This is a genomic window from Salipiger sp. PrR002, from assembly GCF_010500775.1.
Lineage (GTDB): Bacteria > Pseudomonadota > Alphaproteobacteria > Rhodobacterales > Rhodobacteraceae > Salipiger.
This window is the reverse complement of the sequence record NZ_JAAGOU010000026.1, coordinates 32,914-52,529: the sequence shown is the minus strand read 5'-3', so window position 1 is coordinate 52,529 and position 19,616 is coordinate 32,914. Positions and strand designations below refer to the sequence as shown.

At 65.8% G+C, this 19,616-nt stretch carries 21 protein-coding genes and 1 tRNA gene; 9 read left to right on the top strand and 13 right to left on the bottom strand.

Annotated features, from left to right (window positions below; all coding sequences use genetic code 11):
• Positions 1-16: 16 nt before the first annotated feature.
• The 6 genes from G0A00_RS20160 to G0A00_RS20135 form a co-directional block, all read right to left on the bottom strand.
• The gene (locus tag G0A00_RS20160) at positions 17-994 is read right to left on the bottom strand and encodes a DUF2927 domain-containing protein (protein ID WP_164183525.1); all 978 of its coding nucleotides are present in this window, start codon (positions 992-994) and stop codon (positions 17-19) included.
• A gap of 4 nt (positions 995-998) precedes the next feature.
• Complete coding sequence (locus G0A00_RS20155; RefSeq protein WP_164183523.1) at positions 999-2,201, bottom strand: toxic anion resistance protein; 1,203 nt, start codon at positions 2,199-2,201, stop codon at positions 999-1,001.
• A gap of 23 nt (positions 2,202-2,224) precedes the next feature.
• A complete protein-coding gene (locus tag G0A00_RS20150) occupies positions 2,225-3,124 on the bottom strand; it encodes a 5-bromo-4-chloroindolyl phosphate hydrolysis family protein (RefSeq protein ID WP_164183521.1) in 900 nt (299 codons plus the stop codon).
• A gap of 233 nt (positions 3,125-3,357) precedes the next feature.
• Entirely contained in the window at positions 3,358-4,191 is an 834-nt protein-coding gene (locus G0A00_RS20145; protein WP_164183519.1) for a hypothetical protein, read from the bottom strand.
• A gap of 88 nt (positions 4,192-4,279) precedes the next feature.
• Positions 4,280-4,474 carry a hypothetical protein gene (locus G0A00_RS20140; RefSeq protein WP_164183517.1) on the bottom strand — a complete coding sequence of 65 codons (195 nt, stop codon included), beginning with the start codon at positions 4,472-4,474 and terminating at the stop codon, positions 4,280-4,282.
• Between the two features lie 132 nt (positions 4,475-4,606).
• Positions 4,607-5,395 (bottom strand): pseudouridine synthase, encoded by a 789-nt coding sequence (locus G0A00_RS20135; RefSeq protein WP_235953189.1) that lies wholly within the window; start codon positions 5,393-5,395, stop codon positions 4,607-4,609.
• Between the two features lie 528 nt (positions 5,396-5,923).
• On the opposite strand from G0A00_RS20135, the gene G0A00_RS20130 reads away from it, so the two are divergent.
• From G0A00_RS20130 to G0A00_RS20120, 3 genes are read left to right on the top strand one after another with little or no spacing between them, the layout of a single operon-like run.
• Positions 5,924-6,379 carry a nucleoside deaminase gene (locus G0A00_RS20130; protein ID WP_066102619.1) on the top strand — a complete coding sequence of 152 codons (456 nt, stop codon included), beginning with the start codon at positions 5,924-5,926 and terminating at the stop codon, positions 6,377-6,379.
• Complete coding sequence (locus G0A00_RS20125) at positions 6,379-6,924, top strand: rRNA large subunit pseudouridine synthase E (RefSeq protein WP_164183516.1); 546 nt, start codon at positions 6,379-6,381, stop codon at positions 6,922-6,924. The genes G0A00_RS20130 and G0A00_RS20125 overlap by 1 nt, the downstream gene beginning before the upstream one ends.
• A 40-nt stretch (positions 6,925-6,964) precedes the next feature.
• Positions 6,965-7,624, top strand: coding sequence for an SOS response-associated peptidase (locus tag G0A00_RS20120; RefSeq protein ID WP_164183515.1), 660 nt, complete (start codon positions 6,965-6,967; stop codon positions 7,622-7,624).
• Positions 7,625-7,640: 16 nt separating this feature from the next.
• Here the strand turns inward: G0A00_RS20120 and G0A00_RS20115 are convergent, their stop codons facing one another.
• The 4 genes from G0A00_RS20115 to G0A00_RS20100 form a co-directional block, all read right to left on the bottom strand.
• The gene (locus G0A00_RS20115) at positions 7,641-7,991 is read right to left on the bottom strand and encodes a hypothetical protein (protein ID WP_164183514.1); all 351 of its coding nucleotides are present in this window, start codon (positions 7,989-7,991) and stop codon (positions 7,641-7,643) included.
• Between the two features lie 147 nt (positions 7,992-8,138).
• Positions 8,139-9,314: a cyclopropane-fatty-acyl-phospholipid synthase family protein gene (locus G0A00_RS20110; protein ID WP_164183513.1), complete on the bottom strand. Its 1,176-nt coding sequence runs from the start codon at positions 9,312-9,314 to the stop codon at positions 8,139-8,141.
• On the bottom strand, positions 9,311-10,087 hold the full coding sequence (locus tag G0A00_RS20105) for a DUF1365 domain-containing protein (protein ID WP_164183512.1): 777 nt from the start codon (positions 10,085-10,087) through the stop codon (positions 9,311-9,313). The genes G0A00_RS20110 and G0A00_RS20105 overlap by 4 nt, the downstream gene beginning before the upstream one ends.
• Positions 10,084-11,376 carry an FAD-dependent oxidoreductase gene (locus tag G0A00_RS20100; RefSeq protein ID WP_164183511.1) on the bottom strand — a complete coding sequence of 431 codons (1,293 nt, stop codon included), beginning with the start codon at positions 11,374-11,376 and terminating at the stop codon, positions 10,084-10,086. Before G0A00_RS20100 ends, G0A00_RS20105 begins: the two co-directional genes overlap by 4 nt.
• A gap of 333 nt (positions 11,377-11,709) precedes the next feature.
• Here G0A00_RS20100 and G0A00_RS20095 point away from each other — a divergent pair, with 333 nt between their 5' ends.
• Genes G0A00_RS20095 through G0A00_RS20085 form a run of 3 tightly spaced genes read left to right on the top strand, consistent with a single transcriptional unit; the run spans position 11,710 to position 13,649 of the window.
• Entirely contained in the window at positions 11,710-12,267 is a 558-nt protein-coding gene (locus G0A00_RS20095; RefSeq protein ID WP_368667725.1) for a sigma-70 family RNA polymerase sigma factor, read from the top strand.
• Entirely contained in the window at positions 12,264-12,899 is a 636-nt protein-coding gene (locus G0A00_RS20090; protein WP_164183507.1) for a ChrR family anti-sigma-E factor, read from the top strand. The genes G0A00_RS20095 and G0A00_RS20090 overlap by 4 nt, the downstream gene beginning before the upstream one ends.
• Positions 12,900-12,911: 12 nt before the next feature.
• Positions 12,912-13,649 (top strand): SDR family oxidoreductase, encoded by a 738-nt coding sequence (locus tag G0A00_RS20085; RefSeq protein ID WP_203595449.1) that lies wholly within the window; start codon positions 12,912-12,914, stop codon positions 13,647-13,649.
• Positions 13,650-13,687: 38 nt separating this feature from the next.
• On the opposite strand, the gene G0A00_RS20080 is transcribed toward G0A00_RS20085, so the two are convergent.
• Positions 13,688-14,092 (bottom strand): DUF2177 family protein, encoded by a 405-nt coding sequence (locus tag G0A00_RS20080; protein ID WP_164183503.1) that lies wholly within the window; start codon positions 14,090-14,092, stop codon positions 13,688-13,690.
• 140 nt (positions 14,093-14,232) lie between these two features.
• Between G0A00_RS20080 and G0A00_RS20075 the strand changes: the two genes are divergently transcribed.
• The 3 genes from G0A00_RS20075 (at position 14,233) to G0A00_RS20065 (ending at position 18,274) form a co-directional block, all read left to right on the top strand.
• Positions 14,233-14,306, top strand: a tRNA-Gly gene (locus G0A00_RS20075).
• A 125-nt stretch (positions 14,307-14,431) separates the two neighbouring features.
• On the top strand, positions 14,432-16,231 hold the full coding sequence (locus G0A00_RS20070) for an ABC transporter transmembrane domain-containing protein (protein WP_164183501.1): 1,800 nt from the start codon (positions 14,432-14,434) through the stop codon (positions 16,229-16,231).
• 147 nt (positions 16,232-16,378) lie between these two features.
• Positions 16,379-18,274 (top strand): acyl-CoA synthetase, encoded by a 1,896-nt coding sequence (locus G0A00_RS20065; protein WP_164183499.1) that lies wholly within the window; start codon positions 16,379-16,381, stop codon positions 18,272-18,274.
• A 22-nt stretch (positions 18,275-18,296) separates the two neighbouring features.
• On the opposite strand, the gene G0A00_RS20060 is transcribed toward G0A00_RS20065, so the two are convergent.
• The gene (locus G0A00_RS20060; protein ID WP_066106741.1) at positions 18,297-18,587 is read right to left on the bottom strand and encodes a metalloregulator ArsR/SmtB family transcription factor; all 291 of its coding nucleotides are present in this window, start codon (positions 18,585-18,587) and stop codon (positions 18,297-18,299) included.
• 195 nt (positions 18,588-18,782) lie between these two features.
• On the bottom strand, positions 18,783-19,613 hold the full coding sequence (locus G0A00_RS20055; RefSeq protein ID WP_164183497.1) for a hypothetical protein: 831 nt from the start codon (positions 19,611-19,613) through the stop codon (positions 18,783-18,785).
• Between the last annotated feature and the right edge of the window lie 3 nt (positions 19,614-19,616).

The window sequence follows — 19,616 nt, the reverse complement described above, 5'->3', positions numbered from 1 at the left end:
GTCGCCTGTCCTCAGCTCAGCTTGGCCCGCTGCCGCCGGTCATCTGCGCGGCAAGATCCTGCACGATCGGCCGCGCGGTGGCGGCATCCATGCCGGGTTTGAGCTGGGGGTCGTAAAGGATTTTCAGAAGCATCTCGTCCATCGAGGTGAGAAGCGCGAACTCGTCGTCGTCATTGAAGATCGAAGGTCGGGCCTGCGGGCTGTCGTTGCCAAGCCCCAGTCCCTGCGCCACCTCTTCGTGGATGCAGGAACGGCGCAGCAGATCCGGATGCTCGGAGCGGATCACCGCGATGGCCTGACCGTAGGCATAGCCGTCGGGCTCGTCGGAAAAGGCGATGACGAGGCAGTGGATCTCACGCGGCAGATCGTTGAACACCGCCAGCGCCGTGGGGTTCACGTCGGGCACCAGCTGTTTGATGCGCGGGGCGATGGACTTCTTATCGTCCTCGGACATGAACAGAACGTGGAAATTCGAACTGCCGGTGGTCATCGAGATCGGATGCCCGGTGATCCGGCCAAGACGGCTGACGTATTGGCTGAGCTGGTTGCGGTCGGTGAGCTGCTGCTCCGCCGGAACATGGTCGCCGAACTCCACCGAGACGCGCACCGGCTTGAGCCATTTCTTCACCCGGCCAAGTTCGCCGCGTGAGGGTTTCAGCCCTTGGCCGCGGGCGTATTCCTCGGCCAGAGCGATGCGTTCGAAATTGCGCATCAGCATGGTGTCGGTGACCGGCGTGTCAGGCCCGCCGCCGTCGGTGCGGAGCAGGCCCTGTGACAGCAGGTCGGCCTGCACCCGCGCGTAGTAGACCTCCAGATCGTAGCTCGCCAGCGATTGCCGCGGCGCGCCCGGGGTTTCAGCCTCGCGAGGCTTGAGCCCGGAGGGGCGCGACTGCGGCAGCACCTCGGTGCTGCGCGGAGCCAGGGCAGAACTATCGCAGGCTGCGAGGCCCGCGCAAACCAAGATGCTCAGTACACTTTTACCCCAACCCCGCATATGGTCACGACCCCGCTGGAACCGAAGTGGCGGCGTTGTCGCCGGTGCCGGTCGACCGCGCCTTGGCCGAAGCCAGCGTGTCGCGCAGCTCGGCTTCCATCTGCTGCAGGTCCTTCTCGGCGGCGGCGCGGCGCGCCTTGCCTTCGTCGGCGATGCGCAGGCTGTCTTGGATCGTGGCGATCAGATCGGCATTGGCCTGTTTGACCGACTCGATGTCGAAGACGCCGCGCTCCATCTCGGTGCGGATGGCGGCGTTGCTGTCGCGCAGATTCTTGGCGTTGGAGGTCAGTAGCTCGTTGGTCAGATCGTTGGCGTCGCGCACGGCAGCGGCGGCCTCGGACGAGCGCTGAATGGTCACCGCCTGCGCCAGCTGGGTCTCCCAGAGCGGCACGGTGTTGACCAGCGTCGAGTTGATCTTGGTGACGAGGCTCTTGTCGTTTTCCTGCACCAGCCGGATCGAGGGCAGCGACTGCATGGTCACCTGCCGGGTCAGCTTGAGATCGTGCACCCGGCGTTCCAGATCGTCCCGCGCGGCACGCAGGTCGCGCAGCTCCTGCGCCTTCATCACCTTCTGATCCTCTGCGGCGGCCTCCACGGCGGCCTCGCGGGCGGGGATGTCGTTGGCGTCGAGTTCCTCGAGCTTCTTCTGGCCCGCAGCGATGTAGAGCGCCAGCTCGTCATAGAAGGTCAGCGTCTTGTCGTAGAGCAGGTCGAGCGATTTGATGTCCTTGAGCAGCGTGTGCTCGTGCTTCAGAAGATTGTCGGTGATGCCGTCGATCTGGCCCTGCACCTCCTCGTAGCGGGCGGTGAACTTGGCGAAGGGCGCGGCCTTGCCGATCAGCTTTTCCCACCAGCTGCGCTTGCGGCGCACATCCAGTTCCGAAACCGAAAAGCCGCGGATCGTGGTGACGATGTCGCGCAGGCTGTCGCCCGCGGGGCCGACGTCCTTGTTGCGCACGTCCGCCAGCATCGCCTGACTGATCTCCTGCAATTCGGCCTGCGCCGCCGAGCCGAAGGAGACGATCGACTGGGTGTCGCCCATGTCGATCTCGTCCATGCGGGCGCGGATCTCTTCGGTCACCTCGGGCGAGGCGGCCTCATAGCTCTCCACCTCATCCGCGGGCTTGGGGTCGGGCAGGATCACAGCATTCACCTCTTCCACCATAGCCAGTTCCTGCTGGGCCTTGGCTCTTACGTTCTCGGACATCGGACTTCCTCCGTATCTGTCTCTCATTCAGGCTCTTTGAGCCGCACGCCTTCGCGCTGAAGGCGGTCGCGCAGCACGTCGATCTCGACCGTGAGGTCGGCATTATTGTCGAGCAGCAGCTTGCGGTTCTTCTGGCCGAAGCTCTCCTCGAGGTCCGTCAGCAACATCATGAAATCGGACTTGGCCCCGCGATCCTGCGTGCGGCTGTAGATGTCGGCGAATTTCACCGCCGCGTCGCGCGCGCCCATCAGGTAGACACCAAGGTATTTGCGCGCGGCGGTCAGGTCGCGCGGGTCCTCTTCGACGGTGCGGATGAGGTCCTTGGCCTTGGCGTGAAAGCGCTGCACGCGCGCCTCGACCTGCCGGTCGCCCGCGCGGCGGACCGCATCTTCCATGGCGTTGAGATAGGCCTCTGCCTCGTCCACCACCTTGGCGACGCGATCCTGCTGGAACGTGTCGATGCCTTCCATGCCCTTGTGCTTCATCGGGTCGAGCCCGAAGGCGCCCACGTGAAGCGCGGCGGCGGACAGCCCATAGAGCACCGGCGCCACAAGGCCCGGATCGGCTTTGAAGGCCGCGAGACCGATCCCGACGCCCGCGCAGGCTGCGGCGAAAAGCTTTCTCGGGATCGAAGGGCGGCGGGCGATCTTGCGCTCGTCATAGGCGGCCTGCGCCCGCAGGCCATCGCGCAGCAGCCACGCGCCAAGCAGCAGAATGCCCGCGCCAACAAGGCCCAGAGCCAGCCCCGCGGCGCCATCGTTCAGCGAGGTCGCGGCCAGCACAATCGGGGGGACGAAGAGCACATTCGAGCGTGCGCCCACCGGATCGACCTTCGCTCCGTGATAGAGCGGCCGTTCATCGGTGGTGCCGGCATCGTCGGAAGACCCGTCGGGACTGTACTTGCCGCCGTAGCGTTGTGCCAAGGTCAGAGCCCTCCCAGCCAGCCGGAAGTAACTCCGAAAAGAAGCACGATCAGCAGCACATAGGCCACCTTGCGTAAGCCCTTGTCGGTCATGGTGCCCCCCGCAAGCTCTCTCGGTTCACCAAGAACTTATGCGCTTAGATGGTCACTTGCTAGGGGGGAGTTCCCTTGGGTCGGCTCTTGTTTGGGGAGAAGTCATGCCAAGCGGCACAAGGTGGCCATCACATTGGCGTTTCAGGCCGCGTTCTTGTCGACCATGCGGTTCCAGAGGAGGTCTGCCTCGACATCATAGGCATCGCGGCCCTGCTCGGTTCCGGCCTTGCGCAGACGCTCTTCGAAGGCCTCGCCCAGCGAGGTGAGCCGCGCCAGATAGCGGCGGCGCGCCTTCATCCGATCTTTGGTGCCCCATGCTTCGATCAGGCGCGCGTTTTCCTTGCTCAGAAGCTCAAGAAAACGGGCCACCGGCTTGCGCAGGCGTCGTGCGGCCAGCGGGTCCTGCGAAATCGCCTGCATCAACCCCATCACACCGCTGCGCAGAGCTTCGGCCCGGCGGCTGAGCTCGGCATCGTTAAGAGCCGCCACGTCTGCAACGGCAAGCCCAATGGCGGCGTCGATACGGTTCAGCGTCTCCTGCGTGCGCAGATGCGGCATGTCTTCTTCGACCGTGGCCCGTTTGCTGGTGAGCGGATCTCTGCCGAAGGCCGCGACACCCAGCCCAAAGGCGAGCACGCCGAGGCCCAGCGGCACCGGCAACGAGACGAAGTGATGGCCCGCGAGAATCATCACCAGAAGGCCAAGCAGCGCCGCACCGATCATCTTGCGCGGCAGGCGGGGTGCCTTGGCCGTCTCTGCCGCTTCGAAGGCGCGGGCGATCTGCGTGCCGCGGTGGATCAGCCAGACCGCCAGCGCGAAGATGACCAGCATCAGCAGGCCGGTGAAGGTGGTTTCGGGGCGCCCTTGGAACAGCAGCATCAACAGCGGGAACGCGGCAAGCAACAGCACGCCCAAGCCGGAATCCAGCGGCCCGGAGGATGCGCTCTGTCTGCGTTTGCGTGAGGGTCTTGCCATGAGGATGTTCCGTGGTCCGTTCAAGGCCGGGCGAGGCTGCGTGAGGGGAGGGGTCCTTGGTCTGCCGTCTGGCGGCTGCGTTGCGGGATCAGAAATATCCGAGCACGAAGATCAGCAGCCAAAGCGCGGCGAAGGCCAGCCTCGGGATCAGCAGTCCACGGTCACGGGTGCGGGCGGTGGCTCCGGCCAGCGCTTGATAGGTGTCCGCTGCAACGCCTCTGAGGTTCCCAAGAACGAGAACCGTGGTGGCGGCAAGGATCATGATGGCGAGTAGTGTGCTCATGCCACCCAACCTGCCGCCGAAAGCGGGCGAAATGAGGGCGCATTCCAGCCCAATACGTGAAATTTAGTCCAGCGTTAACGGCGGCTTAAGGCGATATGGGCGGCTTTTTGGCGAAGCCGCCCGCTGGGTGCCCTATTGCCTGCTTTTCGGCGGTCCCTTGCGCCGGGTCCGAGTCGGCACGGGTTTTTCGGTCTTGGCACCTTCCAGCCCAAGCTGATCGCGGATCACCTTGGGGCGCAGTTCCTGCACTTCGCCGGTTTTCAGCTCGCCCAGTTGGAACGGCCCGTAAGAGACGCGGATCAGCCGGTTCACCGTCAGTCCGATGTCGGCCATGGCGCGGCGGATTTCGCGGTTCTTGCCCTCGCGCAGGCCAACGGTCAGCCATGCGTTGGCACCCTGCTGCCGGTCGAGCGTCACCTGCATCGGCTGGAACGCCTGACCGTCCACCACGATGCCCGCGCGCAGCGGCTTCAGCATGTCCTCGGTCGGCGCGCCGTTCACCCGCACCCGGTATTTGCGCAGCCAGCCGGTCGAGGGCAGTTCAAGCTGGCGCTTGATGCCGCCGTCATTGGTCAGCAGCAGCAGGCCCTCGGAGTTGAGGTCGAGACGCCCGATGCTCATCACCCGGGGCAGATCCTCGGGCAGCTTGTCAAAGATCGTCTCGCGGCCCTTCTCGTCATTGGTGGTGGTCACCAGCCCGACGGGTTTGTGATAGAGCCACAGACGCGCGGCTTCGGGCGGGGCCAGCGGCACGCCATCGACGGTGATCCGGTCCTTGGCGGTGACGTTCAGCGCAGGGCTTTCCAGCACCTTGCCGTTCACCGAGACGCGGCCTTCCTCGATCATCTTCTCCGCCTCGCGGCGGCTGGCAACGCCCGCGCGGGCCAGCACCTTGGCGATGCGGCCATCCTCGCTCACCATCGGAGCCGCGGGGATGTGTGCCGGCTTGCTGGCCGGGCCCGATTTGGCGCTTGCCTTGGTGCCGCGGCGCGGGGGCGGTCTGGTGCCAGATTTTGCCCCGGACATTGCCCCAGACTTCGCCCCGGATTTGGGGCCCGCCTTGGGGCCACCGCCATAGCTTGCCTCGTCTTGCACGATGCCACGGCCTTTCGGTTTGCCGCCGGGTTTTCCGCTCGGTTTGCCGAAGGGCTTTCCGCCCGGTTTCCCGCCGCGCGGGCTGCCGTCAAAATCCCCCTTCGGCCCGGCTTTGTAGCCGGGTTTCGCCCCAGCTTTGGGACCGGACTTGAAGTCCGACTTCGGGCCAGATTTAGGGCCAGATTTCAGGCCAGAATTCGGGCCAGCCTTCGCGCCCGTGCTGGGACGGGACTTGTGGCCGGAGGGTTTGGCGGGGCGCGACGGGGGTTTGCTCATGAATCCTCGCATACTGCATCCCCCGCGCCGGGGGAAGCCGACTCGCCAAGCGCCGCGCTTCGCGCTACTCCGGCGCTCATGAGTTTTCGCAGTCATATGGATTTGGCGCTGGCCGAGGCGCGCGCCGCCGCCGCCCGCGGTGAGGTGCCGGTGGGTGCCGTGCTGGTCTCGCCGAAAGGCGAGGTCGTGGCCACGGCGGGCAACCGCACGCGCGAGCTGAACGATCCCACCGCCCATGCCGAGATCCTCGTGCTGCGCGCCGGGTGTGCCGCGCTCGGGTCCGAGCGGCTGCCCGAGCATGATCTCTACGTGACGCTGGAGCCGTGCCCGATGTGCGCCGCTGCGATCTCCTTCGCGCGGATCCGGCGGCTTTACTATGGCGCATCCGATCCCAAGTCCGGTGGCGTGGCGCAGGGCGCGCGGGTCTATGCCCATCCGCAATGCCACCATGTGCCCGAGGTCTACGACGGGCTCGCCGCGCCCGAGGCAGAGGCGCTGCTGAAAGACTTCTTCGCTGCCCGGAGGGATGGCTGATGGCCCGCGTGATCCTGCTCAACAAACCCTATGGCGTGCTGTCGCAATTCACCGACAAGGGCACCGAGGGCAGCCCGCGCGAGACTCTGTCGAACTATGTGAAGGTGCCCGGCGTCTATCCCGCAGGCCGCCTCGACCGCGACAGCGAGGGGCTCATGGTGCTGACCGACGACGGGCGGCTTCAGGCCCGGATCTCGCATCCGAAGTTCAAGCAGCCCAAGACCTACCTCGTGCAGGTCGAAGGCGCGCCGAGCGACGAGCAGATCGCGCAGTTGCGCAAAGGGGTGGAACTGAAGGACGGGATGACCCGCCCGGCGCAGGTGCGGCTCATCCCCGAGCCCGACCTCTGGCCGCGCAACCCGCCGGTGCGGTTTCGCAAATCGGTGCCCGACAGCTGGCTCGAGATCAAGATCACCGAGGGGCGCAACCGGCAGGTGCGGCGGATGACAGCACATGTGGGATTGCCCTGCCTGCGGCTGGTACGCTGGGCGATCGGCACATGGACGCTCGACGATATTCCCCCCGGCGAATGGCGCGACGTCTGAAGCACTGGCGCGCCGCGCCCGGCGCGCTACTCTGTGCGCCATGTGCGGACGTTTTGCAGTCACCCTTCCCGATGATGCCATGGCCAAGATCTTCGAGGCCATGCCCGGCAATGATTTGCCGCATGTCCCGAATTTCAACGTCTGCCCGACCAACGACGTGCATGTGGTGCGCTCGGATGGCGGGACGCGGCTGCTTGGGGCGATGCGCTGGGGCTTTCTGCCGCATTGGTACAAGGCGCCAAACGACGGGCCGCTGCTGATCAACGCGCGGGCCGAGACGATTGCCGAGAAACCCGCCTTCCGCGCCGCCTGCCGCGCGCGGCGCTGCATCGTGCCAGCCAGCGGTTTCTACGAATGGACCAAGACCGAGGATGGCCGTCGCCTGCCGTGGTACATCACTCCGGCCGAGGACGACCTGTTGGCCTTCGCCGGGATCTGGCAGGACTGGGAAGGGGAGGGTCAGGCCTTCCGCACCTGCGCCATCGTCACAACCGCGGCGAGCGAGGAAATGTCCAAGGTGCACCACCGGATGCCGGTGATCCTGTCGAAAAAGGACTGGGGCCTGTGGCTGGGTGAGGACGGGCACGGCGCCGCGACGCTGATGCAGGCGGCGCCCGAAGGCACGCTGCGGATGTACCGCGTCGATCCCAAGGTGAATTCGAACCGCGCCGAGGGGCCAGAGCTGATCGAGCCGATCTGAGCCCGGTCGCGCGGGATCAGTAGTTGTTTTCCAGCTCCAGCGGGGCCGGGTTCACATAGTCGATGACACCTGCGGCGGTATTGTCGGCGGTGTAGACATCACCGAACGCGCCCTGCATTCCATCGGTCACTTCCAGCGCATAGGCTTCGCCCGGCTGCAGAACGCCGGTGTCCCAGCTGGCATCGCTGGCGGTGGCCGACATGGGCACCTCGGAGGCGTTGACGAAATGAACCACGTCGCCAACCGAAACATAGATTTCCTCGGGGAAGTAGCTCAGCCCCGTCATCAGCACTTCTTGCTCGGCGGCGGCAAGCGGCGTTGCGGCTCCGGCGAGGAGAAGGAGGGAGGCTCCGATCTTGGACAACATCTTCAGGCTCCGTGACTAGGGCGCGACTCGCGACTGTGACATTCATCAACCACGGCAGGGCGGGGCCCTGCCGGTTGAGTCATCGCTAGTTATGGAGTGAGGCGAAAATACGGCCCCCGCAGGGTAAATTCCGGCGCGCCGCGCGGGTCAGGCCTCGCCCGCGTGACGCAATTCGACCTGCACCACATCGGTGCGCCCGGTCGAGAAAGTGGCCGCGCAGGCATCGAGGTAGAACTGCCAGCTGCGCAGGAAACTCTCGCCATAGCCCAGCCCTTCGATCCGCTTGCGCTGACGCAGAAGGTTGTCGCGCCAGATGCGGCAGGTGCGGGCGTAGTGCTGGCCAAAGGCGAAATTCTCGCGCAGCACCAAACCGGCCTTGGCGGCCTCGCGGCTCAGCACCGCGTTACACGGCAGCATGCCACCGGGGAACGTGTGCTGCCGGATGAAATCGGTGCGCTTGCGGTAGAGCGAGAACTCGGCGTCCTGCACGGTGATCGCCTGCAGCACCGCGCGACCGCCTTCGGCCAGCCGGTCCTTCAGCGCGGCGAAATACACCGGCCAGTACTTTTCGCCCACCGCTTCGATCATCTCGATCGAGACGATGTTGGCGTAGCGCCCCTGCACCGCCCGGTAATCCTGCAGCCGGATGTCGGCGCGCCCGTCGAGCCGCGCATCGGCATAGCCCTTCTGGCTGGGCGAGAGCGTGATGCCGGTGACCTTGCGCCCTTGCTGCGCGGCGCGTTCGGCAAAGCCGCCCCAGCCGCAGCCGATCTCAAGCACCGAGGGGCTGTCGCTCAGCCGCGAGAGGATGCGGTCGTACTTGCGGTCCTGCGCCTCGGGCAGTGCAGTGTCGCCTTCGCCCTCGGCGAACAGCGCGGATGAGTAGGTCATCCCCGGATCGAGCCAGAGTTGATAGAACTCGTTGCCCACGTCGTAGTGCGCCTGAATGTTGCGCGACGAGCCCTTGAGGCTGTTGGCACGCACCACCCGGTCGATCAGCCGGAACTTGAGCCGGGCGACGGGGCCGGGCGTCACATAGCGTTCGAAGGCGTCGAGATTGTCCAGCGCCAGCCGCAGCAGCCGTTCGGGCGAACTGCTGTGCCAGAGACCGGCGATATAGCTTTCGCCCATGGCGACCTCGCCGCGTGCGGCAAGCGCAGGCAGCACGGACCAGTCGAGGATATGCAGATCCGCCTCGGGGCCGGTGGTGCCGAAATGATGCCGCTCGCCCTCGGGCGTCAGCAGGGTGAGGCGGCCGTGCTCGATCTGTTCGAGCGTGGACAGAAAGCGGCGTTTCATCATCGCGGAGATGGGCAGGTTCATCGGCTGACCTCGTGATCGGGCGGTGCGGGGAGCTTGCGGTATTCGGCTCCCTTCAATTTTAAACGTAGTGCATTCCAGTAGATGAGCATAATCACCCGCATCGCGCCACCGGGGCGGCGCAGCGCGCTGCGCAGCAGGCGGGTCGATCCGGCGGGCGAGAAGTCACCGGACATTGTGGCCTTGAGGCCTTCCTTGCCGTCGATCTGGCGGATGCCGATCGCGGCCGCGGCCCCGGTGATCGAGAAGCGGAAGTGATAGCTGCCGCGCACATCCTGGAACGGTGAGACGTGAAAGACCTTGGTGGCGGTCAGCTCATCCTCGGGAGAGATCGGGGCAAAGGCGGCGTGATGGCACAGGTAACTGTGGCGCTGGCCGAAGGTGTTGCTCACCTCGGCGATCACCGCCAGCAGACGGTCGCCGCGCAGCGCCAGCCAAAAGGAGACCGGGTTGAACCAATAGCCCAGAAAGCGCGGCTGCATCAGCAGTGCCACGCGCACGCCTTCGAGCCCCGCCGAGGCAAAAACGCGCCGCGCCCATGCGGCACCGGTGCCATTGCCGCGCGGGCCGCCATGGTCGCGATCATAAAGCGAAAAGAGGTTGAAGCGGTTGCGCGAGAACAGGCGCGGCGGGCGCACTGCATCGGGATCAAGCAGCAGATAGTCCACCCGATACACGAAGGCATGGCGGATGCCGCCGCGCCGTGCGTGGGTCACGCGGGCCGGAAGATGCAGCATCTCGCCCGCGCCCAATCTGTCTGCGAGGCTTTCGCTCATGCGGGCACCGGCGCGGGCAGCATCTGCCGGGCGATGCGCACCGCGCTGGCAAAGCCATCCTCATGGAACCCATTGCGCAGCCACGCGCCCGCGTACCAGCTTCGGTTTTTGCCCTGCAGCGCGGCGATGCGGCTCTGCGCGTCCAGCGCGGCGGTGTCGAACACCGGGTGGCGGAAGGTGTTGCGGTCATAGACCAACTCGTCGGGAATATCGCGCTGCGGGTTAAGCGTGACGAACAGCGGATCGCTGTCGGGAATGTTCTGCAGCCGGTTCATCCAATAGGTCACTCCGACGGGCTGATCGGGCGGGGTGCCCGGTTCGGTCCGGAACACCCACGAACTCCAGCACCGGCGGCGCTGCGGCATTAGGCGGGTGTCGCGGTGCAGCACCGCATGGTTGTCCTGAAACTTCACCGCCCCCAGCGCGCGTTGCTCGGAGCTGCTTGGCTCGGCGAGCAGCGACAGCGCCATGTCGGCGTGACAGGCAAAGACGACCTGATCGTACTGCTCGGGGGCATGGCCTTCGGTCATGACCGTGGCGTGTTTCTCGTCCCGCTCGACCTGCAACACCGGGGTGCCGGGCCGCAGCGAGACCTGCCGCGCCTCAAGCGCTGCGGTCAGCCGCTCGACATAGCTGCGCGAGCCGCCCGAGACGGTCCACCATTGATGCTGGTTCCCGGCGGACAAAAGCGCGTGGTTGCGCAGAAAGCGCATCAGCGCCTGCGCCGGGAAATCCCCGATCTTGGCCGAGGGCGTGGACCAGATCGCGCCGCAGATCGGATAGAGATAGCGGTCACGGAAGGCGTTCCCCAGTCCCAGCGCCTCGACCAGCCCGGCGATCGACAGATGCGGATGGCTCTCGGCCTTGGCCTCGGCGTGGCGGTTGAAGTGCAGGATGTCGCGGATCATCGCGTAAAAGCCGGGGCGTGCGATATTGCTGCGCTGGCCAAAGAGCGCGTTGCCCGAGCGCAGCGCATATTCCAGCCGCCCACCATCCAGCGAAACGCCAAAGCTCATGTCACTGCGCTCTACCGGCACGTCGAGATCGCGGAAGAGCGCGGTGAGATGAGGGTAGTTGGCGTAGTTGAAGACGATAAAACCCGTATCTACTGGCTGATCACCGTAGAGCCCCGCCGTCACCGTGCGGGCATGACCGCCAAGACGCGGCGCGGCCTCATAAAGCGTCACGCGGCAGCGCTGCGACAAAAGCCATGCTGTGGCGAGACCCGAGATGCCGCCGCCGATCACGGCAACGCGCTGGGGAACTCCAAAAGACAGGTCAAGGGCCACGCAAACCTCCCGCGGACTTAGGTAAACTTGAATATGTTACGCACGGGTGTTTGAAATGGATCACCAAAGACTTGAGGCGAGGGGAATTTTTTGTGTGCGCCAAGAGGCGGTCGCCACCTTACGCGCCCGCTTTCACGCATTTCCCCGGCGCTTGGCCTCAAAAGTCGCGAAAAAATTTCGGCCAGCGGTGATCCGGGTCGCATCCCGCAGCGTAACCTCTACATGTCTCTTGATGGCCGCCTCATACCGCACGACCCATCCGACGCCTTCGATATCGACGGCGTCGCTCCCGTTGCGGTTGCGGTGAGCGGCACGCCCAAGAAGGAGACCCGTGTGACGCCTACCGAGACCTCCGAACAGACGCGCTGGCTGTTGGCTGTGCGCGATCAGCGTGATCGCGAGGCGTTCGGGCGGCTGTTCGATTTCTTCGCGCCGCGGCTCAAAGCGATGTTGATGCGGGGCGGATTGCGGGACGGCAGCGCCGAGGATGTGGTGCAGGACGTGATGCTGTCGGTCTGGAACAAGGCTGCGCAATTCGATCCGCACCGCGCCGAAGCCTCGGCATGGATTTATCGCATCGCCCGCAATCGCCAGATCGACCTCTACCGCCGCAAACCGCTGCCCGAGCCCGAACTGTTGCAGGAGCCCGAGAGCGGCGAGCCCGACGCGCCGCAGATCCTCGCGCTTGAACAAGAGTCGCAACAGTTGCGCGAAGCGCTGGAGAAGCTCAGCCCCGAGCAAACCGAGGCGCTGCGTCACGCGTATATGGAAGAGCTGCCCCATAGCGAGATCAGCCGGATCACCGGCCTGCCGCTGGGGACGATCAAATCACGTATCCGCCTCGGGCTCGACCGCCTGCGGCGTGACCTCACTGACCTGAGACCGCAATGAGCAAGATCACCCATCATATCCCCGAGGAGATGCTTCGCGCCTATGCCGCCGGGACGCTGCCGCAGCCTTTCGCGGTGGTGATCGCGGCGCATGTCTCGCTGTGCGATGACTGCCGCAGCGTTGTCGAAGCCGAAGCCGCCGTGGGCGGCGCCCTGCTTGACGGGCTCGCGCCCGCCGATGTGTCGAGCGACGCCCGCGCCCGTCTTTTCGCCGCGCTTGACGCGACGCCGACGCCAACACCGCCGCAACGCGGCTCCGGCATCTTTCCCGCCCCCGTCATGGAGGCGCTGAAAGGGCAGCCGCCGCGCTGGAAGATGCTGGGCGGGGGCATCCGCCAGCAGATCCTCAGCGCCGACGAGGAGGGCTCGCTGCGCCTGCTTTACATCCCGCGCGGCCGCGCCGTTCCCGAGCACGGCCACCACGGGCTGGAACTGACGCTGGTGCTGCAGGGCAGCTTTTCGGACAGCGAGGGCCGCTTTGCCGTCGGCGACGTCGAGGTGGCGCAGGACGATGTGGATCACCAGCCGATGGCCGGGGACGAGGCGCCTTGCATCTGCCTTGCAGCGACCGACGCGCCGCTGCGGTTCCACGCGATGATCCCGCGGCTGCTGCAGCCGCTGTTCCGCATCTAGGCGGGGATGACCATGTCCAGCTCCTTTGACGGCAAACGCATCTGGATCATCGGCGCCAGCTCTGGCATCGGCGCGGCGCTGGCGCATGAGCTTGCCGGGCAGGGGGCACGGCTGGTGCTTTCCGCCCGCGACGAGGATGCGCTGCGCAAGCTGGCGGAGGAGTGCGGCGGCGCCGAGGTGCTGCCGCTCGACCTTGCCGAGCCCGACACGCTGGACGCTGCCGTGGCGCAACTGGGCCAGAGCCTCGATGCGATGGTCTGCACCGCCGCGCTCTACGATCCGGCGCGGGTGGTCGATCTGGACCGCGAGAAGACCGCCAAGCTGGTGCAGGTGAATGTGACCGGCACGCTGCTGGTGGCGCAGAGCGCGCCGAAAGTGCTGAGGGATGGCGGGCAACTGGTGCTCTTCGGCTCGGTCGCGGGCTATGTGGGGCTGCCGAAGGGGCAGGCCTATTCTGCGACGAAGGCCGCGATCATCAACCTCGCCGAGACGCTGAAGGTCGAACTTGCGCCGGCGATTGACGTTCGACTTGTCTGCCCCGGCTTCGTGCGCACCCGTCTCACCGACAAAAACGATTTCAACATGCCCGCGATGATCGAGCCCGAAGAGGCTGCGCGCGACATTGCAAAGGGCATGGCAGGGCGTGGCTTCGAGATCCATTTCCCGAAGCGGCTTACCTATGTGCTGAAGCTTTTGCGTGTCCTGCCCTATCCGCTGGCGCTGCGACTCACGGAACGCCTCGCGGGCTGAAGCCCTCCCGGTTCTCCCCCCAACGGGAGGGCTTCAGTTTATTTGCCGAAGATCGCCGAGATCACCGCCACGCCGATCCAAGCCGAGACGCCGGTCAGCACGCCACCCCAGAGGCAGTCGGCGATCACCTGCTCCCAGCTCCAGTCGGCGAGCGTGGCGAAATTGGTCATCTCGTAAGTGCCGTAGCACATGAGCCCGAGCAGCGCGCCGGTCCAGAGCGCCTGCAGCGGGGCCCCGTCGCGCAGGGCGGGCAGCGAGACGAAGAACAGCACACCGACCACATAGGCAAGATAGAAGCCCGCAGCCGGGCCAAGGCGCAGCGGCTCTGCCAGAAGGTGGCCGACGTGACGCTCGAACACCGGGCGGATCAGGTAACGCAGCCCGAGCATGTCGAGCCCGAGGAACACGGCCGCGGTCACGGCGTAGAGGATGAGCGTCTGCATGTGGGGTCCTTTTGCGCTGTACCCCTTTGATACGCGGCGGCCCCCGGAACGGATCACCACAAAACGTGACGGCATCCTGCAAAAGCCGCGCGGGGGCGGTTGACCGGGCCGATCGGTTGCAATATCTCTCCGCCCACTACGCGGGCGTTGTGTAGTGGTAAGACCTTAGCCTTCCAAGCTAATGACGCGGGTTCGATTCCCGCCGCCCGCTCCATCCCCTCCCCGGAAATTGAATGTATCGGCCCGTCTTTCGGCTGTCGTCGTGTCTTTGCGTGGCGCGCGTCGCTTGACGGGGGGCGCCTGCAGGCCCAATACCGTGCTGCAGACAAAGGAGGGGCCATGGCCCACGGAAACCCGGCTGCCACCGTGCAGGACGATCGTGAGAAATCCCGTAAACTCGGCTCTCTGGCCGCCCTGTGGCCGTTCATGCGGCCCTATCGGGGGCTGATGGTCGCCGCGATCCTCGCGCTGATCGCCACCGCCACCGTGTCGCTGACGCTGCCGCTGGCCGTGCGCCGCGTGGTCGACAATTTCGGCGTCGAGGATGGCGCGCTGTTGGATCGCTACTTCATGGCGGCGCTCGGGATCGCCGCGCTTTTGGCGATTGGCACCGCGCTGCGCTACGGGCTGGTCACGCGGCTGGGAGAGCGCGTGGTGGCCGATATCCGCAAGGCGGTCTTTGCCCGGGTGATCAGCCTCTCGCCCGCCTTCTACGAAAAAGTCATGACCGGTGAGGTGCTCAGCCGGATCACCACCGACACCACGCTGATCCTGTCGGTGATCGGCTCGTCGGTGTCGATCGCGCTGCGCAACCTGCTGCTCTTTGCGGGCGGGCTGACGCTGATGCTGTTCACCTCAGCCAAGCTCACCGGGATGGTGCTGCTGATCGTGCCGGTGGTGATCGTGCCGATCCTCACGCTGGGCCGCCGCCTGCGCAAACTCAGCCGCGAGAACCAGGACTGGATCGCCGCCTCGTCGGGGAATGCCGCCGAGGCGCTGTCGGCGGTGCAGACGGTGCAGAGCTACACCCACGAAGCGATCAGCCGTGAGGCTTTCGCCGAGGTCACCGAAAAGAGCTTTGACGCCGCCCGCCGCCGCGTCTGGACCCGTTCATTGATGACCGCGATCGTGATCTTTCTGGTGTTCACCGGCGTCGTCGGCGTGCTCTGGGCCGGGGCCATTGATGTGCGCGCCGGGCAGATGAGCGCCGGGGCACTGGTGCAATTTGTCATCTACTCGGTGATGGTCGCGGGTGCCGTGGCGGCGCTGTCCGAGATTTTCGGCGAGTTGCAGCGCGCTGCCGGGGCGACAGAGCGGCTGGTGGAGCTTCTGCAGGCCGAGGATACGGTGAACGACCCGGCGCAGCCTCTGCCCGTGCCCTCGACCGTGCGCGGTGAGATTACCTTTGACAGCGTCGATTTCACCTATCCGGCGCGGCCCGGCGTCAAGGCGCTCGACGGCATTGATCTGGCCATCAAACCGGGTGAGACGGTGGCGCTTGTCGGTCCTTCGGGCGCTGGCAAGACCACCATCGTGCAGTTGATCCAGCGGTTCTACGATCCCGATGGCGGGCGTGTGCTGCTCGACGGTGTCCCGGTGGACGCGATGAGCCGCAACGCCTTCCGCCAGCATATCGCGCTGGTGCCACAGGACCCGGTGATTTTCGCGGCTTCGGCACGCGACAACATCCGCTTCGGGCGCCCCGACGCCTCCGATGCCGAGGTCGAGGCGGCGGCCCGCGCAGCTGCGGCGCATGATTTCCTAACGGGGCTTCCCGACGGCTATGACACTTGGCTGGGCGAGCGCGGCGTGATGCTTTCGGGTGGGCAGAAACAGCGCGTAGCCATCGCGCGCGCCATCCTGCGCGACGCGCCGGTGCTGCTGCTCGACGAGGCGACCTCTGCACTGGATGCCGAAAGCGAGCGGGCCGTGCAGCAGGCGGTGGATACGCTGGCCGAAGGGCGCACCACCATCATCGTCGCGCACAGGCTGGCCACGGTGAAGAAGGCCGACCGGATCGTCGTCATGGACCACGGCCGTATCGTCGCGCAGGGCGCGCATGATGCGCTGGTGGCCGAAGGCGGGCTTTACGCGCGGCTGGCGCGGCTGCAGTTCACCGACGGTGTTGCCGCCGAGTAATCCTGCCGTCGCGTAACTGTGGGCTTTGCGACCCGCGGGAGCCGTGCTATTGGCGCAGCCCTTGCGGGAGGAGGTCGCTCTTCCCACGCTTGAAACTGGTGTTCCGGCGCATCGCGCCGGCACCGCGAGGGGAGGAGGATTGCGGTGATGCAATTCATCACGCCAGCCGATCGCGACGCGATCGAGGCCGAGAAACCGTGGTCCGAGCGGGCCCTGCCGGAAACGCTGCACGCCTGCCTCGCGCAGACCGCAGAGCGTTATGCGGATCGTCCGGCGATGAGTTTCCAGCTGCAGTCCGGTCCAACCGACCCGGCGACGACCCTCACGTGGTCGCAGCTGCTCGAGCGGAGCAATCAGGCGGCCAACCTCTTTCGCAGCTTGGGCATCCGCGAGACCGATGTCGTCGCCATGGTGCTGCCCAACTGCCCCGAGGCATTGGTGACATTGCTGGGCGGGGCCACTGCCGGGATCGTCGCGCCAATCAACCCGCTGCTTGAGCCTGAACAGATCGCCGCGATCCTGCGCGAGACCGGGGCGCGGGTTGTCGTCACCCTGAAATCCTTCCCCAAGACCGATATCGCGCAGAAGCTCGCCGAGGCCTGCCGCCATGCGCCGCGGGTGGTCACCGTGCTTGAGGTGGATCTCAACCGCTACCTCACCGCGCCGAAGCGCTGGCTGGTGCCGCTGCTGCGCCCCAAGCTGCTCAACATTCATCACGCCGACATTCGCTGTTTCCACGAGGAGATGCGGCGCCAGTCGACGGAGCTTACCTTCGTTCCGGCCGCAGGGGATCGGGTCAGCGCCTATTTCCACACCGGCGGCACCACGGGCATGCCCAAGGTCGCGCAGCACAAGCTGTCGGGGATGCTCTACAACGGTTGGCTCGGCTCGCGCCTGCTGTTCCGCGAGACCGACAACGTGATGTGCCCGCTGCCGCTGTTCCATGTCTTCGCCTCTGAGGTGGTGGTGATGTCGGCGATTGCCTCGGGCGCGCATATGGTGCTGCCGACGCCTGCGGGCTATCGCGGCGAGGGGGTGTTCGACAATTTCTGGAAGCTCTGCGCACGCTGGAAGATCACCTTCATCATCACCGTGCCCACCGCCGTCTCTGCGCTGATGCAGCGGAAGGTGGACGCGGATATCTCGACCGTCGAATACGCTTTCTCGGGGTCGGCACCGATGCCGCCGGAACTCTTCAAGCGCTTTGAAAGCGCCGCTGGGGTGACGATCTGCGAAGGCTACGGGCTGACCGAAGCGACCTGTCTTGTCTCGGTGAACCCGCCGAAAGGGGTGAAGAAGGTCGGATCGGTCGGCTTTGCGCTGCCCTATACGAAGGTCAAAATCGTGCAGCAGACCGACTCCGGGCCGCGCGAATGTGGCGTCGACGAAATCGGCGAGATCTGCGTCTCCAACCCCGGTGTCATCCCGGGCGGGACCTATACCGACACAGAGCGCAACGACGGCCTCTATCACGACGGCATCTATCTTCGGACCGGCGATCTGGGGCGGCTCGATGCAGAGGGCTATCTTTGGATCACCGGGCGCGCCAAGGACATCATCATCCGCGGCGGGCACAATATCGACCCCGCCGAGATCGAGGACGCGCTCATGCGCCATCCCGCGGTCGCGGTGGCTGCCGCGATTGGCGAGCCGAACGATCACGCAGGCGAGCTTCCCTGCGCCTATGTGGAACTGGTGGCGGGGGCGGAGGTCACCGAAGACGACCTTCTGGCCCATGCGCGGGTGCACATCCACGAGCGTGCCGCTTGGCCCAAATATCTGGAAATCCTGCCCGAGCTGCCCAAGACCGGTGTCGGCAAGGTCTTCAAGCCCGAGTTGCGAAAGCAGGCCATCACCCGCGTTTATGACGCGGCGCTGGAGCGCGATGGGGTGTCGGCGCGCGTGGCCTATGTCGAGGATGATCGCCGGCGCGGTCTGGTCGCGCGGCTAGAGCGCAATGGGGCAAGTGAGGCGGCTGTGACGCAATGCCTTGGCCACTACGCGCGTCCTTGGGATTGGCAGGAGGAGCAGGCGGAGGGCTGAACCGAAGCGCTCCGCCCGGCATTCAGCAGTCGCTTTTCGCGCAGAAAATCTCGTAGAGCAGCCCGATCACCCGCGCGGTGTCTTCGGTGGCGAGGCTGTAGTAGATCGTCTTGCCCTCACGGCGCGTGTTGACCAGCCCTTCTTCGCGCAGACGCGCGAGCATCTGGCTCACCGCGGCCTGACGCATTCCGAGCAGGGCTTCGAGTTCGCCCACCGAGCGCTCTCCCGAACCGAGATGGCACAGGATCATAAGCCGGCCCTCATGGGCCAGCGTCTTGAGGAAAGCCGCGGCGTTGCGCGCGTTGTCTGCCATTTCCTCGGGCGGGGGGCTGAGCGTGTCTTCGGTCACCTGTCTTAGGCCTCTTTAAGATTACAATGGGAATATAGGGCAACCGCCGCGGAAAACGAGTGTGCGGCGGGCCGGAACCTAGCTTGATCGGGAAAACCGTCTGGCGGGTCGCTTGCTAGTACCGCGAAATACCCAAGTCTCGCAAGTCTTGCGCGGAGTTTACTCTCCTGCAGGTGGTGTTTTGCCAGCTGTTTCGGCAAACGCATGCGCCCGCCGCATGGCCGCGCCGCAGGCGAGCAGGAGTTGCGGCAGGGTGAGGCTTTCCAGATGGCGCTGCATTGGTGCAGGCCGTGCGTTTTCCGGGGCTTGCTCATCGAGCGCGGTTGAGAGGGCACCGACTTGGACGGCAAGCGCCGCGAGCGGGGCATCATCCGGTGTGCCCGCCGCAAGCGTGTGCACCAGCCGTGCGCCCCAGTCCGCCAGATCACGCAGAGGCCGCCGGTCCGCGCCCCAGCCCTGCGCGCCGAGGTTGAGCGCCTCGGCAAGTGCGGGGCGCAGAATTTCCGCGTTCTCACCCCCCAAGCTGACGCAGAGCAGGGCGTCCCGCAGCGCCGGGAGTTCCGCCCGCAGGTCTTGCGTGCCATCAAGCCCGTCGAGGCTGGTTTCGAACTGCGCCAGAACCTGCCGCAGACGCAGCGCCAGCGCGCAATCCTGCAGGTCCTCGGGGCGTGCGCCCTGTCCAAGATATTGCGCGTAGTCGGGGGCCTGCATCAGCGAGGCAAAGGCCTCGAGCAGCGGCGGCACCACGCTTCCACAAGCGGCGGTGGCCCGTGCCAGCCCGCCGGGATCGATCTGCAACTCGAGCGCCGCGCGATGGATCGCCTTGGCGGCGGTCTCGGGGATCAGCCCTGCCTCGCCCTGCACCTTCGCCAGCGTCCCGGCGACGATCATCAGCGCGCGGATCTCGGCGCTGTCGGAGAAGAGTTTTGCAAGCTCTCCGGCTGGAAAGAGGCGGTGCAGATGGGTGCTGTCGAAGGGCGTGGCGGACATAGG

Bases quoted from the DNA above. Each gene is read 5' to 3' on its own strand.
- G0A00_RS20160 (WP_164183525.1), bottom strand. From the start codon at position 994: ATGCGGGGTTGGGGTAAAAGTGTACTGAGCATCTTGGTTTGCGCGGGC.
- G0A00_RS20155 (WP_164183523.1), bottom strand. From the start codon at position 2,201: ATGTCCGAGAACGTAAGAGCCAAGGCCCAGCAGGAACTGGCTATGGTG.
- G0A00_RS20145 (WP_164183519.1), bottom strand. From the start codon at position 4,191: ATGGCAAGACCCTCACGCAAACGCAGACAGAGCGCATCCTCCGGGCCG.
- G0A00_RS20140 (WP_164183517.1), bottom strand. From the start codon at position 4,474: ATGAGCACACTACTCGCCATCATGATCCTTGCCGCCACCACGGTTCTC.
- G0A00_RS20135 (WP_235953189.1), bottom strand. From the start codon at position 5,395: ATGGTGAGCGAGGATGGCCGCATCGCCAAGGTGCTGGCCCGCGCGGGC.
- G0A00_RS20130 (WP_066102619.1), top strand. From the start codon at position 5,924: ATGAGTTTTCGCAGTCATATGGATTTGGCGCTGGCCGAGGCGCGCGCC.
- G0A00_RS20125 (WP_164183516.1), top strand. From the start codon at position 6,379: ATGGCCCGCGTGATCCTGCTCAACAAACCCTATGGCGTGCTGTCGCAA.
- G0A00_RS20120 (WP_164183515.1), top strand. From the start codon at position 6,965: ATGTGCGGACGTTTTGCAGTCACCCTTCCCGATGATGCCATGGCCAAG.
- G0A00_RS20115 (WP_164183514.1), bottom strand. From the start codon at position 7,991: ATGTTGTCCAAGATCGGAGCCTCCCTCCTTCTCCTCGCCGGAGCCGCA.
- G0A00_RS20110 (WP_164183513.1), bottom strand. From the start codon at position 9,314: ATGAACCTGCCCATCTCCGCGATGATGAAACGCCGCTTTCTGTCCACG.
- G0A00_RS20105 (WP_164183512.1), bottom strand. From the start codon at position 10,087: ATGAGCGAAAGCCTCGCAGACAGATTGGGCGCGGGCGAGATGCTGCAT.
- G0A00_RS20090 (WP_164183507.1), top strand. From the start codon at position 12,264: ATGAGCAAGATCACCCATCATATCCCCGAGGAGATGCTTCGCGCCTAT.
- G0A00_RS20085 (WP_203595449.1), top strand. From the start codon at position 12,912: ATGTCCAGCTCCTTTGACGGCAAACGCATCTGGATCATCGGCGCCAGC.
- G0A00_RS20080 (WP_164183503.1), bottom strand. From the start codon at position 14,092: ATGCAGACGCTCATCCTCTACGCCGTGACCGCGGCCGTGTTCCTCGGG.
- G0A00_RS20070 (WP_164183501.1), top strand. From the start codon at position 14,432: ATGGCCCACGGAAACCCGGCTGCCACCGTGCAGGACGATCGTGAGAAA.
- G0A00_RS20065 (WP_164183499.1), top strand. From the start codon at position 16,379: ATGCAATTCATCACGCCAGCCGATCGCGACGCGATCGAGGCCGAGAAA.
- G0A00_RS20060 (WP_066106741.1), bottom strand. From the start codon at position 18,587: ATGGCAGACAACGCGCGCAACGCCGCGGCTTTCCTCAAGACGCTGGCC.
- G0A00_RS20055 (WP_164183497.1), bottom strand. From the start codon at position 19,613: ATGTCCGCCACGCCCTTCGACAGCACCCATCTGCACCGCCTCTTTCCA.